Raw genomic sequence first — 15,643 nt, 5'->3', positions numbered from 1 at the left:
TGGCCGCTCTGTTCTTTTGAAAGAAAACCGATGATGTTCAAAGTCGAGGGACACAAGCTTCGTTCCTATCTCTTCGCATTCGGCATGGCCTGCTCGGCAGCCGTGGGTTTCCTGCCGGCCGCGCCGGCCATGGCACAGACGCCGCAGGCGCGCGGATTGCCCGATTTCGCCGATCTCGTGGAACAGGTCGGGCCGGCCGTGGTCGGTATCCGTACCGTCGAGAAAGTGACTTCGAGCGGCGGCAGCGGCGAAATGGACGAGGAGATGCAGGAGTTCTTCCGGCGCTTCTTCGGGCAGCCGCTGCCGGGCAACCCGCGTCCGGGCCCGCGCCCGAACCGGCCGCAGCAGCCGCAGGAGGAAGAGCGTCCGCGCGGCGTGGGCTCGGGCTTCATCCTTTCCGCCGACGGCTATGTCATGACCAATGCCCACGTGATCGAGGATGCATCCGAAATATTCGTCACGCTGACCGACAAGCGCGAATTCAAGGCCAAGCTGATCGGTGCCGACAAGCGCAGCGACGTCGCCGTGGTCAAGATCGAGGCGACGAGCCTGCCGGTGGTGAAGGTCGGCGACATCTCGAAGCTGCGCGTTGGCGAATGGGTCATGGCCATCGGTTCGCCGTTCGGCCTGGAGAACACCGTGACCGCCGGCATCGTGAGCGCGAAGCAACGCGATACCGGCGACCTGGTGCCCCTGATCCAGACCGACGTGGCCATCAATCCCGGCAACTCGGGCGGCCCGCTGATCAACCTGCGCGGCGAAGTGGTGGGCATCAACAGCCAGATCTATTCGCGCTCGGGCGGCTACATGGGCATTTCGTTCTCGATCCCGATCGACGAGGCGATCCGCGTCAGCGACCAGCTGCGCGCCACCGGCCGCGTTTCGCGCGGGCTGATCGGCGTGACCATCGGCTCGGTCTCCAAGGACGTGGCCGAATCCATCGGGCTCGGCAAGGCGCGCGGTGCGCTTGTGAGCAGCGTGGTGCCGGGTTCGGCGGCAGACAAGGCCGGCGTGCGCGAAGGCGACATCATCACCAAGTACGGCGACAAGGCCATCGAGACACCCAGCGACCTGTCGCGCTCGGTGGCCAGCACCAAGCCCGGCGCCAGGAACACGCTGACGGTGTTCCGCAACGGCAGCACGCGCGAGCTCTCGGTCACCGTGGCCGAGGGCGATCCTGAATCCAAGCCGTCCGGCAAGCGCCAGCCCGAGCGCGAGGAGCCGCAGGCCAAGCCGTCGGCGGCCGGCAAGGCGCTCGGCCTGGTGGTGAGCGACCTGACCGACGCCCAGAAGAAGGAACTCAAGATGCGTGGCGGCGTGCGCATCGAGGCGGCAAGCGATGTCGCCGCGAGGGCCGGCCTGCGTGAAGGAGACGTGATCCTTGCCGTGGGCAATATCGAGGTCTCGAGCGTCAAGGAATTCGAATCCGCGGTCGCCAAGGCCGACAAGGGCAAGCCCCTGAGCGTGCTGTTCCGCCGCGGCGAGTGGGCCCAGTACGCCCTGATCCGTCCCGCACGCTGATCCGGCCTTTCCGTCAAGTGGCCCCACCCGTCACTCGGGTTTGGGGCCTATTTTTTGAGGTGTTTGCGACGCTGGAGCGCCCGGTTTCAAAAAAAATTCCGGGCCGAAAGCGTGTCAATTTTGTTTGTACTCACTAACTTATAGATAGGCTTAGGACGATTTTCGGTAGAATAGAAGCCATTGGGCGGCGGGTCCGCGCATAAGGGGAGAGCTTTCCTTCACCATGCGAGATGTCAGACAGCAGTCCACCGGCGCTCCACAGATCGCCCACAAGTTGTTCATGGAGTGCTCCACCGATCTTGTGGATAAGTTGTTTATATCTTTGATGTTGTGGACCTGCAACGACCCGTTTTGACCCTGTCCCCGGATGTACGTGCCTCCCTTTTTGCCTACAATGAAGCTCCAACTACTGCAGTTGCCATTGCTTGTTGGTTCAGGGCGCGTCTCCAGAAGACGCGCCCTTTTTTCTTGCCTGTCGCACTCTGCGCACGAGCCAATTCAAGTACTTAAGCGTTCCCGTTGATGAATCACATCAGAAATTTTTCGATCATTGCGCACATCGATCACGGCAAGTCGACGCTCGCGGACCGTTTGATCCAGCGTTGCGGCGGCCTCGCGGAACGCGAGATGGAAGCGCAGGTGCTCGACTCGATGGACATCGAAAAAGAGCGTGGGATAACCATCAAGGCGCAGACCGCCGCGCTGCACTACAAGGCACTCGATGGGCAGGTCTACAACCTCAATCTGATCGACACGCCGGGCCACGTCGACTTCTCTTATGAAGTGAGCCGCTCGTTGTCGGCGTGCGAAGGTGCGCTGCTCGTCGTCGATGCATCGCAAGGCGTCGAAGCGCAGACCGTGGCCAACTGCTACACCGCGCTCGACCTCGGCGTCGAAGTGGTGCCGGTACTCAACAAGATGGATCTGCCCAACGCGGACCCCGACAACGCACGCAGCGAAATCGAGGACGTGATCGGCATCGACGCGACCGATGCGATTCCGTGCTCCGCCAAGACGGGCCTGGGCATCGACGAGATCCTCGAAGCCATCGTGCACAAGATGCCCGCGCCGCGCGGCAATCCCGACGGCCCGCTGCGCGCGATGATCGTCGACAGCTGGTTCGATCCCTACGTGGGCGTGGTCATGCTGGTGCGCGTGGTGGACGGCCGCCTGGTGAAGGGCGAGCGCATCAAGATGATGGCGTCCGGCGCCATGTACAACGCCGACAACATCGGCGTCTTCACGCCGGCCAACGAACCGCGCGCGTCGCTCGAGGCCGGCGAGGTGGGCTACATCATCGCGGGCATCAAGGAACTGCAGGCCGCCAAGGTCGGCGACACCGTGACGCTGATCAAGCCGGGCACGGGCGGCGCGGCCGCCACCGCCACCGAGGCGCTGCCGGGCTTCAAGGAAATCCAGCCGCAGGTGTTTGCCGGCCTCTATCCGACCGAGGCCAGCGAGTACGACTCGCTGCGCGACGCGCTGGAAAAGCTCAAGCTCAACGATTCGTCGCTGCGCTACGAGCCCGAGGTGAGCCAGGCGCTGGGCTTCGGCTTCCGCTGCGGTTTCCTCGGCCTGCTGCACATGGAGATCGTGCAGGAGCGCCTGGAGCGCGAGTTCGACCAGGACCTGATCACGACCGCGCCGAGCGTGGTTTACCAGGTGGTGCGCAACGACGGCGAAGTCATCATGGTCGAGAACCCGTCCAAGATGCCCGATGTCGGCAAGATGAGCGAGATCCGCGAGCCGATCGTCACCGTGCACCTCTACATGCCGCAGGAATACGTCGGTGCGGTGATGACGCTGGCCAACCAGAAGCGAGGCGTGCAGATGAACATGGCCTACCACGGCCGCCAGGTCATGCTGACCTACGAGATGCCGCTCGGCGAGATCGTGCTCGACTTCTTCGACAAGCTCAAGTCGGTGAGCCGCGGCTATGCCTCGATGGACTACGAGTTCAAGGAATACCGCGCCTCCGACGTGGTCAAGGTCGACATCCTGCTGAACGGCGAGAAGGTCGACGCGCTGTCGATCATCGTGCACCGCAGCCAGTCGCAGTACCGCGGCCGGGCGGTGGTCTCGAAGATGCGCGAGATCATTTCGCGCCAGATGTTCGACGTTGCCATCCAGGCCGCCATCGGGGTCAACATCATTGCGCGTGAGACAATCAAGGCGCTGCGCAAGAACGTTCTTGCCAAGTGCTACGGCGGCGACATCACCCGCAAGAAGAAGCTGCTCGAAAAGCAGAAAGCGGGCAAGAAAAGAATGAAGCAGATCGGCTCCGTCGAGGTCCCGCAAGAGGCCTTCCTCGCGATTCTGCAAGTCGAAGACTGATCTCAAAAATGGCATTCATCACTTCCCTGGTCCTCGCGGCCTTTGCCGGCTATGTCGGTGCCTGGTACTTTGGTGCCATCGAGGGCAATTTCGCGCTCCTGCTGTTCCTGGCCACGGTGGTCACCGGCCTGTACTGGCTGGCCGAGCGCTTCTACTTCCTGCCGCGGCGCGAGCGCGCCGCCGCGGCGCTCGAAGCCTCCCTGAGCGAGCGCAACGCGCGCCTGGCCGGCCAGGGCATCACGCAGGTCGACACCGTCGACGCCAAGGCCGGCGAGCGCCTGCTGATGCAGCCGTGGTGGCTCGACTGGACGGCGGGGCTCTTCCCGGTGATCCTGGTGGTGTTCCTGCTGCGCTCGTTCCTGTACGAGCCCTTCAAGATTCCGTCGGGTTCGATGATGCCCACGCTGCTCACGGGCGACCTGATCCTGGTGAACAAGTTCACCTACGGCCTGCGCCTGCCGGTCATCAACACCAAGATCACCGACGGCACGCCGCTGGCGCGCGGCGACGTGGTGGTGTTCCGCTATCCGCCCAAGCCGAGCATGGACTACATCAAGCGCGTGGTCGGCATCCCGGGCGACGAAGTGGCCTACTTGAACAAGAAGCTCACCATCAACGGCCAGCCGGTTTCCAAGAACCCGATGCCCGACTACCTCGACAGCGAGTCGATGCGCCTGCTCAGGCAGTTCAACGAAGACCTCGGCGGCAAGCAGCACAGGCTGCTCAACGACGATGCCGGTCCGGCCTTCGTCCAGGGCGCCACCGACTTTCCGTACCGCGAGAACTGCCGCTACTCCGTCGAAGGCGTGGTCTGCAAGGTGCCGGCCGGCAACTACTTCATGATGGGCGACAACCGCGATAATTCGGCGGACTCCCGTTTCTGGGGCTTCGTTCCGGACAAGAACATCGTGGGCAGGGCGTTCTTCGTCTGGATGAACTTCGGCGACCTGGGTCGCATCGGTCCATTCCAATAAGCAGTCAGCATTGTTCGAGGGGTAAGAGGGCATGAGAACAAATCGGTCCATCCGCAGCAGGGCCGCGCACCAGCGCGGCATCTCGTTCATCGGTCTGGTGTTTGTCGCCGTGGTGCTGGGTTGCGTCGGCGTTGTCGTCGCGCAGGTCATCCCGACGCTGATCGAATGGCAGGCCATCGACAAGGCCGCCAACAAGGCCAAGGAAGGCACCACCGTGCCCGAAGTGCGCGCGATCTTCGACCGGGCCCAGGCCATCGACGACTTCCAGTCGGTTTCGGGCAAGGACCTCGACATCAGGAAGGTCGGCGACAAGGTGGTCGTCTCGTATGCCTACGAGCGCGAGATTCCCTTGTTCGGGCCGGCGTACCTGGTGCTCAAGTACAAGGGCGAGACCCGCTGAACGCGGCGACACGCAAGGTGGACGGCGGCCTCACGGCGCTGCAGGCGCGCCTCAAGCATTCGTTCTCCGACACGCGGCTGCTCCAGCTCGCGCTCACGCACCGCAGCTTTTCGGCCGACCACAACGAGCGCCTCGAGTTCCTGGGCGACTCGGTGCTCAACCTGGCGGTATCGCACCTGCTGTACACGCGCCTGTCGGCCCTGCCCGAAGGCGACCTGTCGCGCGTGCGGGCCAACCTGGTCAAGCAGGACACCCTGCACCGCCTGGCGCTGGAACTGCAGCTGTCGCCATTGCTGCGGCTCGGCGAAGGCGAGGCGCGTTCCGGCGGTCCCAACCGGCCGTCGATCCTGGCCGACGCGCTCGAGGCGCTGATTGGCGCCGTCTACCTCGATGCCGGCTTTTCAGCCGCCGAGGCGCTGGTGCGGCGGCTCTACGAGTCGGTCGAAATCAATCCGCGCATGGACGCGGTGGCCAAGGATCCGAAGACCGAATTGCAGGAATGGCTGCAGGGTCACAAAATGAAGCTGCCGGTGTACCGCGTGGCGGCCACGCTCGGCGCAGCGCACAAGCAGACCTTCGACGTCGAGTGCGAGGTGCCTGAGTTGGCCCTGCGCGAACGCGGCATCGGTGGTTCGCGACGTGCCGGCGAGCAGGCTGCCGCGGCGGCCATGTTGATCCGGCTCAAGGCACGCGGGGCCGCGTGAAATCAGAATGAACGACGCTATCAAATCAGCAGCAGACTCCCAGGGCCCGGCGGGCGAGACGGGCGCAAGCGGCCCCCAGCACTGCGGCCTGATCGCCATTGTCGGCAAGCCCAACGTGGGCAAGTCGACGCTGCTCAATGCGCTGGTGGGGCAGAAGATCAGCATCACCTCGCGCAAGGCGCAGACCACGCGGCACCGCATCACGGGCATGCGCACGCTGGGCGCCACGCAGTTCGTGTTCGTCGATACGCCGGGCTTCCAGACCCTGCATGCCAACGCGCTGAACAAGTCGCTCAACAAGACCGTGCAGGGCGCGGTCGGCGACGTGGACCTGATCCTTTTCGTGGTCGAGGCCGGCAGCTTCACGCCGGCCGACGAGCGGGTGCTCAAGCTGCTCGGCAAGGGCATTCCGACCGTGCTGCTCGCCAACAAGCTCGACAACGTGCACCGCCGTGGCGACATCGCGCCGTGGCTGCAGACCATGCAGGCGAAGCACGCCTTCGCCGAGTTCGTGCCGATGTCGGCCAAGAATGCCAAGGATATCGAGCGCCTGTTCGGCATCTGCGAGAAATACCTGCCCGAGCAGCCCTGGTTCTATGCCGAGGACGAGCTCACCGACCGCAGCGAGAAGTTCCTCGCGGGCGAGCTGGTGCGCGAAAAGCTGTTCCGCCTGACCGGCGACGAACTGCCCTACACCTCGACCGTGATCATCGACAAGTTCGAGGAAGAGCCGCCGCAGAAAAAGGGCCAGAAGCGCCTGCTGCGCATCGCCGCCACCATCGTGGTGGAGCGCGACGGCCACAAGGCCATGGTGATCGGCGACAAGGGCGAACGCATCAAGCGCATCGGCATGGAAACCCGGGTCGAGCTCGAAAAGCTGGCCGACGCCAAGGTGTTTCTCGAACTGTGGGTCAAGGTGCGGTCCGGCTGGGCCGACGACGAAGCCCGCGTGCGCTCGTTCGGCTACGAATGAAGTGGCAACTGCCCACCGCGTTTCGCACGAACCGGCGTACGTGCTCCATCGCTACGACTGGAGCGAGTCGAGCCTGATCCTCGAGGTCTTCACCCGGCACCACGGGCGCATCGCGCTGGTGGCCAAGGGGGCGAAGCGGCCGAGCTCCAATTTCAGGCCGGTGCTGCTGCCGCTGCAGCCGCTGCAGCTCAACTACGGCGGCGATGCCGAGATCCGCACGCTCAAGGGCGCCGAATGGATGGGCGGCCATGTCATGCCGACCGGCGAGGCGCTGCTCTCGGGCTACTACGTCAACGAACTGCTGCTGCGCCTGCTGGCGCGGGACGACGCCCACGAGGCGCTGTTCGATGCCTATGCGGGCGTGGTCCAGGTGCTGGCGGGCGACCACGCCGGCGCGCAGGCCACCACCCAGGCCGCGGCGCTGCGCGCCTTCGAGCTGCTGCTGCTGCGCGAAGTGGGCCTGCTGCCGTCGCTCGACGCGCAGACCCTCACGCTCGAGCCGCTGGTGGCCGATGCCCGCTACACCCTGGTGCCCGAAGCCGGCCTGCGGCTGGCGGCCGAAGCCGAGGCGGCGCTGGCCGGTGCCGACTGGCAGTCGCTGCAGGGCGTGCTCGACGATCGCGCGCCCTTCACGGCCACGCTGCGCGAGATTGCCACCATGAATGCCGGCAGCAACAGCGCCCTCAGGAACCAGCTGCGCGCCCTGCTCAACTACCATTGCGGTGTGTCCACGCTGCGCACGCGGCAGATGATGAGAGATTTGCAAGCCCTATGAGCACTCCCGGCCATTCCGCTACCACCTCGCTGTCGGTCAACCTCAACAAGGTGGCCCTGGTGCGCAATACGCGCCATCTCGGCATTCCGAGCGTGCTCACTGCCGCCAAGGCCTGCCTTGCCGCCGGAGCGCAGGGCATCACCGTGCACCCGCGGCCCGACGAGCGCCACATCCGGCCGCACGACGTGAGCGATCTGGCCGCGCTGCTGGCCAGGGACTGGCCCGCGATCGAGTTCAACATCGAAGGCAACCCCTTCCACAACCTGATGGACTTCGTGCGCGCGCTGAAGCCGCACCAGGCCACCTTCGTGCCCGACAGCGAAACCCAGTCGACCAGCGACCATGGCTGGAGCTTCCCAGAAGACGCCGACCGCCTGCGCCCGTTGATCGCCGAAGCCCAGGCCCTGGGGGTGCGCGTGAGCCTCTTCATGGACCCCATCCCCGGGATGATGGCCGCGGCCAAGGCTGTGGGCGCCGATCGCGTGGAACTGTATACCGAAGGCTATGCCGCATCGCGCGGCACGCCGAACGAGCGGGCCGTGCTGGCGCGCTATGTCGAAGCGGCACGCGCGGCGCAAGCGGCGGGCCTCGGCCTCAATGCGGGCCACGACCTGAGCCGCGACAACCTCACGGCGTTCCTGCGCGCCGTGCGCGGCGTCCAGGAGGTTTCCATCGGACATGCCTTCATCGCCGATGCGCTCGAACTGGGCTACGCCGCCACCACCAAGGAATACCTGCGCTGCATCGAAGAAGCGCAGTGAACGCTGGAGCGGCATGATCTACGGCATTGGTACCGACATCTGTGATCTGCGGCGCATCGCCGCAACGTTCGAGCGCCAAGGTGAGCGCTTTGCCCACCGGGTGCTGAGCGACGCCGAATTCGCGGTCTGGAAGGCCCGCAGCGAACGCTGGCCCAAGCGCGGCCTGAGCTATCTCGCCACGCGTTTTTCCGCCAAGGAGGCCTTCAGCAAGGCCATCGGCCTGGGCATGCGCATGCCGATGAGCTGGCGCCTGTGCGAGATCGCCAACCTGCGCAGCGGCAAGCCCGTCATCGTGCTGCATGGCGAGCTCAAGGAATGGTTCGAAGCCCGGGGCCTCACGGCCCACGTCACCGTGACCGACGAAACCGAATATGCCGCGAGCTTCGTGGTAGTGGAGAAGCTATGACCGCCGGGCTCGCCCGTTCCCACGCGCCGCTGATCATCGACGTGGCGGCCACCGGGTTGAACGACGCCGACCGCCGGCGCATTGCCAACCCGCTGGTCGGCGGCGTGATCCATTTCGCCCGCAACTGGCAGGACCGTGCGCAGATGAGCGCGCTCAATGCCGAGATCAAGGCGATCCGTCCCGACCTGCTGGTCTGCGTGGACCACGAAGGCGGCCGGGTGCAGCGCTTTCGCACCGACGGCTTCACGCGCCTGCCCTCGATGCGCGCGCTGGGCGAGCTGTGGATGCGCGATGCCATGCACGCCACGCAGGCCGCAACGGCCGCCGGCCAGGTGCTTGCCGCCGAGCTGCGCGCCTGCGGCGTCGACTTCAGCTTTGCGCCGGTGCTCGACCTCGACTACGGCGGCAGCAGCGTGATCGGCGACCGCAGCTTCCACCGCGATCCGCGCGTGGCGGCGCTGCTGGCCAAGAGCGTGATGCACGGCATGCTGCAGATGGGCATGCGCAATTGCGGCAAGCACTTTCCGGGGCACGGCTTCGTCACCGCCGATTCGCACGTGGAAATTCCGGTCGACCGGCGCAGCCTCAAGGCCATCCTGGCCGACGATGCGCGGCCTTACGACTGGCTCACGGGTGCGCTCACCGCGGTGATGCCGGCGCACGTGATCTATCCGAAGGTCGACAAGCGGCCTGCGGGCTTTTCGTCCAGGTGGCTGAAGGACATCCTGCGCAGCAGGCTTGGCTTCGATGGCGCCATCTTCAGCGATGACCTGAGCATGGAGGCGGGGCGCTACATCGACGGCGAGCTGCTGAGCTATGCCGATGCCGCGCTGGCGGCACTCGATGCGGGCTGCGACCTGGCGATGCTGTGCAACCAGAGCATCGGCGATGGCCGGCCGCTCGACGAACTGCTTGATGGCTTCGCCGCGGCGGCCAGGGCAGGGCACTGGCAGCCCGATGCGAAGAGCGAATCTCGCCGGCGGGCGCTGCTGCCGGAAACGCCGCCGCTCGACTGGAACACGCTCGCCGATTCGGCGGGCTATCGGCACGCGAAGCAGGTGCTTGCGCAGGCCGGGCTCGCAGCGCCGCACGGCGCCTGATGTACGGCTACGGCGTGTTGCCCGCGGGCGCGCTCGGCAGCGCGCTTGCCCACAGGCGCTCGCCGCCCGAATCCAGGTGCGTCAGGTACAGCCGGACATCGAATTCGAGCCGGTGGTAGTCCGGCTCCATGTGCTCGCACAGCGCATAGAAGCTCTTGTCATGGTCCCGCTCCTTCATGTGCGCGAGCTCGTGGACCACGATCATGCGCAGCCATTCCAGGGGCACCTCCCTGAACAGGCTCGCCACCCGGATCTCGCGCTTGGTCTTGAGCTTGCTGCCCTGCACGCGCGAAACGGTGGTGTGCGTGCCGAGCGCATTGCGGATCACATGCAGCTTGCTGTCGAACGCCACCTTGGATAGCGGCGGGGCCTTGCGCATGAAATCGCTCTTGAGTCCGCTCACGTAGTCGTAGAGCGCACGGTCCGTCTGCACCTCGTGAAGGGGGCCGGGATAGCGCTTGCGCAGCAGGGGCGCGAGCCCTTCGGTGGCGACCAGCTGCTGCACCTGCGCCAGCAGCGCGGATGGGTAGCCCGCGAGATACTTCATTTCATGCAACCGGTCCCGCGCAGGCGAGCCCGGTCGCCACGCCGCCGAACAGGTCGCCCTCGACCAGGTTCACGCCCGCGAAGCTCCTGCGCAAGGCCTGCTGGAACGGCCGCAGCGCGGACGAGCCGCCCGTCAGGTAGATGGCGTCGAGGTCGCCGCTGCGCAGCCCGGCGCGCTTGACGCAGGCATGCGCGCAGGCAATCACGTTTTCGAGCAGCGGGGAAAGCTGCTGCGCCATGTCGGCGGGCGAGAGCGAGGCGGCCAGCCCCGGCTCGGCGCACGAGAGGTCGATGGCGGTGGGCGCATCGTTCACCGACGCGTCGATCTTCGCCTGCTCGACCTCGCTCGCAATGCGGTGGCCGTGCCGCTCTTCGAGCACCGTCATCAGCCGGTCGTGCAGCCGGGTGTCGCTGTAGCTGGTGCGCAGGTCTTTCGCCTGCCGCACCGCCTTGGCGGCATAGAGCCAGTTGATCAGGTGCCAGGATGAAAGCTCGAAGAACACCTTGCTCGGCACTTCGCGCCCCTGTGCGCCCGTGTGGCGAAAGCCGAACTCCGGCATGACGCGGTCGAGGTTCAGCCGCTGGTCGAAGTCTGTGCCGCCGATGTGCACGCCGCTGGTGGCCAGCACGTCGCTGCTGCGGTCTTCGCGCGCGGCGCGGTCCGGGCCGACGCGCACGACGGTGAAGTCGGAGGTGCCACCGCCGACGTCGACGATCAGCACCAGCGATTCCTTCGCGATGCGCTGTTCGTAGTCGAAGGCCGCTGCAATCGGCTCGAGCTGAAAGGCGACGTCGCGGAACCCGGCTTCGCGGGCCGCATGGCGCAGGCTTTCTTCCGCGCGTTCATCCCGTTTGGAATCGTCATCCACGAAGTGCACCGGCCGGCCGATGACGACGCGCTCCGGCACCCGGCCCAGCTCGCGGCTCGCGCGCACGGCGAGTTCGCGCAGGAAGCGCGCGATGATGTCCTCGAAGCTCACGAGGCCGTCGTAGATGGCCGTTTTCTCCTGCATCAGCGCGCTGCCGAGCAGGCTCTTGAGCGAGCGCATCAGGCGGCCTTCGATGCCGGCCAGGTAGAGCGCGATGGCTTCGCGGCCGAAATGCGTCGTGCGGTCTTCGGCGTTGAAGAAGATCGCGGTCGGCAGCGTGGTGGCCGCGCCTTCGATGGGCAGCAGCCGGGCCGCGCCGTCGACCCGGCAGGCCACGGCGGAATTGGAGGTGCCGAAGTCGATGCCGATCGTCGGCAGCGACGACGGTAACTTCACGCTCAAGATTCCCTGCGCAGCGCCGGGAACAGGATCACGTCGCGGATGCTCGGCGAATCGGTCAGCAGCATCATCAGCCGGTCGATGCCGATGCCGCAGCCGCCGGTAGGCGGCATGCCGTATTCGAGCGCACGCACGAAGTCGTGGTCGTAGAACATGGCTTCGTCGTCGCCGCTGTCCTTGGCGGCCACCTGCGCGTTGAAGCGCGCGGCCTGGTCCTCGGCGTCGTTGAGCTCGCTGAAGCCGTTGCCGAATTCGCGGCCCGTGATGTAGAGCTCGAAGCGCTCGGTGACCTCGGGGCGCTCATCGTTGGCGCGCGCCAGCGGCGAGATCTCGGTCGGGTGCTCCATGATGAAGGTCGGCTGCCAGAGCTTCTCTTCCACCGTCTCTTCGAAATACATCACCTGCAGGCTGGCCAGGCTGCGCTGCGAGAGCTTGTCCTTTTCTTCGCTGAGGCCGATCTTGCGCAGGGCGTTGATGAGCCAGGCGCTGTCGTCGACGCCGGTGCCCGCTTCCGTGTACTTGAGGATGGCTTCGCGGATCGTCAGGCGCTCGAAGGGCTGCGTCAGGTCGACCGGCTTGCCCTGGTAGGTGAGTTGCTGCGTGCCCACGGCCTTGTCGGCGATGGTGCGGATCAGCGTCTCGGTGAAGTCCATCAGGTCGCGGTAGTTCCAGTAGGCCGCGTAGAACTCCATCATCGTGAACTCGGGGTTGTGCCGCACCGAGATGCCTTCGTTGCGGTAGCTCCGGTTGATTTCGAACACGCGCTCGAAGCCGCCGACGATCAGGCGCTTGAGGTACAGCTCGGGCGCGATGCGCAGGAACATCTCCTGGTCGAGCGCGTTGTGGTGCGTCTTGAAGGGCTTGGCATTGGCGCCACCCGGGATGGGGTGCAGCATCGGCGTTTCGACTTCGAGGAAGCCGTGGGCCACCATGAACTCGCGCAGCGCGCTCACGGCCTTGCTGCGCGCGGTGAAGCGCACGCGGGCGGTTTCGTCGGTGATCAGGTCGACGTAGCGCTGGCGGTACTTCTGCTCCTGGTCGGCCATGCCGTGGAACTTGTCGGGCAGCGGGCGCAGGCTCTTGGTGAGCAGGCGCAGCTTGGTGACCTTGACCGACAGCTCGCCGGTCTTGGTCTTCATCAGCGTGCCTTCAGCGCCCACGATGTCGCCCAGGTCCCAGCGCTTGAACTCGGCGTAGGCCTCTTCGCCGATGGCATCGCGCGTGACGTAGAGCTGGATGCGGCTGGTCGCGTCCTGCACCGTGGCGAAACTGGCCTTGCCCATCACGCGCTTGAGCATCATGCGGCCGGCCACGCTCACGGAAATGGCTTGCGATTCGAGTGCCTCGGCATCGACGGCGCCATGCATCTCGATCAGCGCGGCGGCGCGGTGACCCGGCTTGAAGTCGTTCGGAAACGCGACCCCCTTGCCCTCGGCCTGCGCGGTGCGCATCAGCTTGAGCTTTTCGCGGCGTTCCGCGATGAGCTGGTTGTCGTCGACGGCAGGCGCGGTGGCTGGAGCCGCGGCGGGCGTGGGAATGGAGGGGATCAGGTGGTCGGACATGAAGAGCGGGTGGGGGCGCAACAAAAAGCGTGCGCAACCGGGCATTTTAGCCGATCGGGTGCAAACGGAACCGGCCCCCAGTGCCCGCCAAACCTGCGCGAAATGCTATGAAAGAAGTAGCAACTTATTCAGTGATGCCCGCGCGTGCCAGCAGATCGCTGACCAGTTCGAGCCGCATCAGCGGACTGTCGAGTTCCATGAGCCGCTGCCGCAGTTCAAGCTGCATGGGCACCAGTTCGCACCAGCGGTTGGCCACCCAGCCGCAATCGTCGAAGCGGTAGGGCGCGCCGACGGGCAGGCGCAGGGCCTCGGCGCCCTGCGCGCGGCGGCGTTCTTCGAGGGTGTCGACGAGGCGCCGCAGCGCCGTGGCGGTGTGCTGGAGATCGCCCGGAATCCCGAGCGCAGTGTCTTCGGCCACGGCTTCCACCTCGGCAACCCACAAGCCGTATTTCTGCAGTTCGGCGGCCCGGACCCGGAACCGCTGGGTGCCCACGCATTCGATCTGCAGCAGGCCGCTTTGCGGCGAATCGAATTGGCGGATGACCGCCAGCGTGCCGACCGCCGCGAAGCTCTCCGCCTCGGCGCCGGCCTTGCGCACCTCGCTGCCGCTCGTGAGGCTGACCACGCCGAAGGGCGCATCGGCCTTGCGGCATTTGCCGATCATGTCGAGATAACGCACTTCGAAAATACGCAGCGGAAGCACGCCGTCCGGAAACAGGACCGTGCCGAGCGGGAACAATGGCAGTGAATGCAAAAGGGGCTGTGTGGTCATCGAGGAACCTTGCATGGCTATCATCGCATTCCCCTCACGACCACGCCCCATGCTCTACCAGATCCCCTCGTTCCTTCTCGACGTGATCGTCGGCCTGCTCGGCGGCGCCTGCCTGCTGCGCCTCTACATGCAGTACCACCGCGTGCCTTTCGGCAACCCGCTCGGGCGTTTCGTCTTTGCGATCACCGACTGGATCGTGCTGCCGCTGCGCCGCATCGTGCCTTCGGTCAAGCGCTGGGACCTGGCGAGTGCCATCGCGGCCTGGCTGCTCGTGCTGGCCAAGTTCCTGCTGCTGTGGCTCCTGATCGGCAACCTGGGCCGGATTGCCACCCTGCCGCTCGTTTCGCTGGTGGGGCTGCTGCAGCTCGCGGTGTCGGGGCTGACGGCGCTGCTGGTGGTCTATGCCGTGCTGTCGTGGATACCGGGCGCGTCGCCGATGCTGCTCGACCTGATCTCGCGGCTGGCCGAACCGCTGGTCCGGCCGTTCCGCCGGTTCATCCCGCTGATCGGCGGCGTGGACCTGTCGCCCCTGGCCGCGATCGTGGTGCTGCAGGTGATTGCGATCGTGCTGGGCAACCTGCTGGTGCTGGCTTACCAGCTGGGTGCCTGATCGGTCTTTCGTTCAGCTCACCGCATCGGCCGGCTGGCGCAGCAGCATTGCGAGCGTGCTCGCAATGGTCTTGCGCAGCTCGCGGCGGTCGCTGATGAAGTCGATCGCGCCCTTGGTCTGCAGGAACTCTGCGCGCTGGAAGCCTTCGGGCAGCGTCACGCGCACGGTCGATTCGATCACGCGCGGGCCGGCAAAGCCGATCAGCGCCTTGGGTTCGGCAATGACCACGTCGCCCACGAAGGCGAAGCCGGCCGAGACGCCGCCCATGGTCGGGTCGGTCAGCACGCTGATGTAGGGCAGGCTCTTCTTGGCGAGGCGCGTGAGCGCCGCGTTGGTCTTGGCCATCTGCATCAGCGAGAGCAGGCCTTCCTGCATGCGGGCGCCGCCGGTGGCGGTGAAGCAGATGAACGGCACCTTCTGTTCGATGGCCGTCTCGACGCCGCGCACGAAGCGCTCGCCGACCACGCTGCCCATGCTGCCGCCCATGAACTCGAATTCGAAGCAGGCCACGACCACGCTGATGCTGTGGACCGAGCCGCCCATGACGACCAGGGCGTCGGTCTCTCCGGTGTTCTCGAGCGCTTCCTTGAGCCGTTCGGGGTACTTGCGGCTGTCCTTGAACTTGAGCGCGTCCACCGGGAGCACTTCCTGGCCGACTTCGTAGCGGCCCTCGGCGTCGAGGAAGGCGTCGAGCCGCGCGCGGGCGCCGATGCGATGGTGGTGGCTGCAGCTCGGGCAGACGTTCTGGTTGTGCTCGAGGTCGGTCTTGTAGAGGACGGTCTCGCAGGCGGGGCACTTGATCCACAGGCCCTCGGGCACCTGGCGGCGCTCCGACGGGTCGGTTTGTGCGATCTTGGCGGGTAGCAGTTTTTCAAGCCAGCTCATAGGACTCCGATTTAGCTCCCCCCGCCCGCGTGCGGGAGAGGGGCTGGGTGAG

The 15,643-nt window shown here is 65.8% G+C and carries 16 protein-coding genes; 11 read left to right on the top strand and 5 right to left on the bottom strand.

All coding sequences use genetic code 11. The features are described from left to right. Positions 1–30: 30 nt before the first annotated feature. The 10 genes from EJO66_RS01645 to nagZ all read left to right on the top strand — a co-directional run bounded on the left by EJO66_RS01645 (position 31) and on the right by nagZ (position 9,948). Positions 31–1,521 carry a DegQ family serine endoprotease gene (locus tag EJO66_RS01645; protein ID WP_124957194.1) on the top strand — a complete coding sequence of 497 codons (1,491 nt, stop codon included), beginning with the start codon at positions 31–33 and terminating at the stop codon, positions 1,519–1,521. 522 nt (positions 1,522–2,043) lie between these two features. Further along, entirely contained in the window at positions 2,044–3,855 is a 1,812-nt protein-coding gene (gene lepA, locus EJO66_RS01640) for a translation elongation factor 4 (protein ID WP_012746544.1), read from the top strand. An 8-nt stretch (positions 3,856–3,863) separates the two neighbouring features. Continuing rightward, positions 3,864–4,829, top strand: coding sequence for a signal peptidase I (gene lepB, locus EJO66_RS01635; RefSeq protein WP_124957193.1), 966 nt, complete (start codon positions 3,864–3,866; stop codon positions 4,827–4,829). 31 nt (positions 4,830–4,860) lie between these two features. Then, complete coding sequence (locus tag EJO66_RS01630; RefSeq protein WP_124957192.1) at positions 4,861–5,229, top strand: DUF4845 domain-containing protein; 369 nt, start codon at positions 4,861–4,863, stop codon at positions 5,227–5,229. A 17-nt stretch (positions 5,230–5,246) separates the two neighbouring features. Continuing rightward, positions 5,247–5,933, top strand: coding sequence for a ribonuclease III (gene rnc / locus EJO66_RS01625; protein WP_124957191.1), 687 nt, complete (start codon positions 5,247–5,249; stop codon positions 5,931–5,933). Between the two features lie 7 nt (positions 5,934–5,940). Continuing rightward, a complete protein-coding gene (gene era, locus EJO66_RS01620; protein ID WP_124957190.1) occupies positions 5,941–6,906 on the top strand; it encodes a GTPase Era in 966 nt (321 codons plus the stop codon). Position 6,907: 1 nt separating this feature from the next. Then, positions 6,908–7,681 (top strand): DNA repair protein RecO, encoded by a 774-nt coding sequence (gene recO / locus EJO66_RS01615; RefSeq protein WP_124957189.1) that lies wholly within the window; start codon positions 6,908–6,910, stop codon positions 7,679–7,681. Further along, on the top strand, positions 7,678–8,442 hold the full coding sequence (locus tag EJO66_RS01610) for a pyridoxine 5'-phosphate synthase (RefSeq protein WP_124957188.1): 765 nt from the start codon (positions 7,678–7,680) through the stop codon (positions 8,440–8,442). The genes recO and EJO66_RS01610 overlap by 4 nt, the downstream gene beginning before the upstream one ends. Positions 8,443–8,455: 13 nt before the next feature. Beyond that, positions 8,456–8,848, top strand: a complete 393-nt coding sequence (acpS, locus tag EJO66_RS01605; protein WP_012746551.1) for a holo-ACP synthase — start codon at positions 8,456–8,458, stop codon at positions 8,846–8,848. Then, entirely contained in the window at positions 8,845–9,948 is a 1,104-nt protein-coding gene (nagZ, locus tag EJO66_RS01600; protein ID WP_125964523.1) for a beta-N-acetylhexosaminidase, read from the top strand. The genes acpS and nagZ overlap by 4 nt, the downstream gene beginning before the upstream one ends. Before the next feature lie 7 nt (positions 9,949–9,955). Here nagZ and EJO66_RS01595 read toward each other — a convergent pair whose 3' ends face one another. From EJO66_RS01595 to EJO66_RS01580, 4 genes are all read right to left on the bottom strand, one after another. Continuing rightward, positions 9,956–10,495: a M48 metallopeptidase family protein gene (locus EJO66_RS01595; RefSeq protein WP_124957186.1), complete on the bottom strand. Its 540-nt coding sequence runs from the start codon at positions 10,493–10,495 to the stop codon at positions 9,956–9,958. Between the two features lies 1 nt (position 10,496). Further along, on the bottom strand, positions 10,497–11,765 hold the full coding sequence (locus EJO66_RS01590) for an Hsp70 family protein (protein WP_125964522.1): 1,269 nt from the start codon (positions 11,763–11,765) through the stop codon (positions 10,497–10,499). Then, complete coding sequence (gene lysS / locus EJO66_RS01585; RefSeq protein WP_124957184.1) at positions 11,762–13,324, bottom strand: lysine--tRNA ligase; 1,563 nt, start codon at positions 13,322–13,324, stop codon at positions 11,762–11,764. The genes EJO66_RS01590 and lysS overlap by 4 nt, the downstream gene beginning before the upstream one ends. Before the next feature lie 124 nt (positions 13,325–13,448). Beyond that, positions 13,449–14,120, bottom strand: a complete 672-nt coding sequence (locus tag EJO66_RS01580) for an LON peptidase substrate-binding domain-containing protein (RefSeq protein WP_125964596.1) — start codon at positions 14,118–14,120, stop codon at positions 13,449–13,451. A gap of 25 nt (positions 14,121–14,145) precedes the next feature. On the opposite strand from EJO66_RS01580, the gene EJO66_RS01575 reads away from it, so the two are divergent. Continuing rightward, positions 14,146–14,706: a YggT family protein gene (locus EJO66_RS01575; protein ID WP_124957183.1), complete on the top strand. Its 561-nt coding sequence runs from the start codon at positions 14,146–14,148 to the stop codon at positions 14,704–14,706. Positions 14,707–14,718: 12 nt separating this feature from the next. Here the strand turns inward: EJO66_RS01575 and accD are convergent, their stop codons facing one another. Beyond that, a complete protein-coding gene (gene accD / locus EJO66_RS01570; protein ID WP_125964521.1) occupies positions 14,719–15,591 on the bottom strand; it encodes an acetyl-CoA carboxylase, carboxyltransferase subunit beta in 873 nt (290 codons plus the stop codon). Positions 15,592–15,643 lie beyond the last annotated feature (52 nt).

Source organism: Variovorax beijingensis (assembly GCF_003951285.1).
GTDB lineage: Bacteria > Pseudomonadota > Gammaproteobacteria > Burkholderiales > Burkholderiaceae_C > Variovorax > Variovorax beijingensis.
Note: the sequence above shows the minus strand (reverse complement) of the source record. Positions and strands in the feature narration are given on the sequence as shown.

Coding starts and splice junctions, on each gene's coding strand:
- EJO66_RS01645 (WP_124957194.1), top strand. CDS start 31: ATGATGTTCAAAGTCGAGGGACACAAGCTTCGTTCCTATCTCTTCGCA.
- lepA (WP_012746544.1), top strand. CDS start 2,044: ATGAATCACATCAGAAATTTTTCGATCATTGCGCACATCGATCACGGC.
- lepB (WP_124957193.1), top strand. CDS start 3,864: ATGGCATTCATCACTTCCCTGGTCCTCGCGGCCTTTGCCGGCTATGTC.
- EJO66_RS01630 (WP_124957192.1), top strand. CDS start 4,861: ATGAGAACAAATCGGTCCATCCGCAGCAGGGCCGCGCACCAGCGCGGC.
- era (WP_124957190.1), top strand. CDS start 5,941: ATGAACGACGCTATCAAATCAGCAGCAGACTCCCAGGGCCCGGCGGGC.
- EJO66_RS01610 (WP_124957188.1), top strand. CDS start 7,678: ATGAGCACTCCCGGCCATTCCGCTACCACCTCGCTGTCGGTCAACCTC.
- acpS (WP_012746551.1), top strand. CDS start 8,456: ATGATCTACGGCATTGGTACCGACATCTGTGATCTGCGGCGCATCGCC.
- nagZ (WP_125964523.1), top strand. CDS start 8,845: ATGACCGCCGGGCTCGCCCGTTCCCACGCGCCGCTGATCATCGACGTG.
- EJO66_RS01595 (WP_124957186.1), bottom strand. CDS start 10,495: ATGAAGTATCTCGCGGGCTACCCATCCGCGCTGCTGGCGCAGGTGCAG.
- lysS (WP_124957184.1), bottom strand. CDS start 13,324: ATGTCCGACCACCTGATCCCCTCCATTCCCACGCCCGCCGCGGCTCCA.
- EJO66_RS01580 (WP_125964596.1), bottom strand. CDS start 14,120: ATGATAGCCATGCAAGGTTCCTCGATGACCACACAGCCCCTTTTGCAT.
- EJO66_RS01575 (WP_124957183.1), top strand. CDS start 14,146: ATGCTCTACCAGATCCCCTCGTTCCTTCTCGACGTGATCGTCGGCCTG.
- accD (WP_125964521.1), bottom strand. CDS start 15,591: ATGAGCTGGCTTGAAAAACTGCTACCCGCCAAGATCGCACAAACCGAC.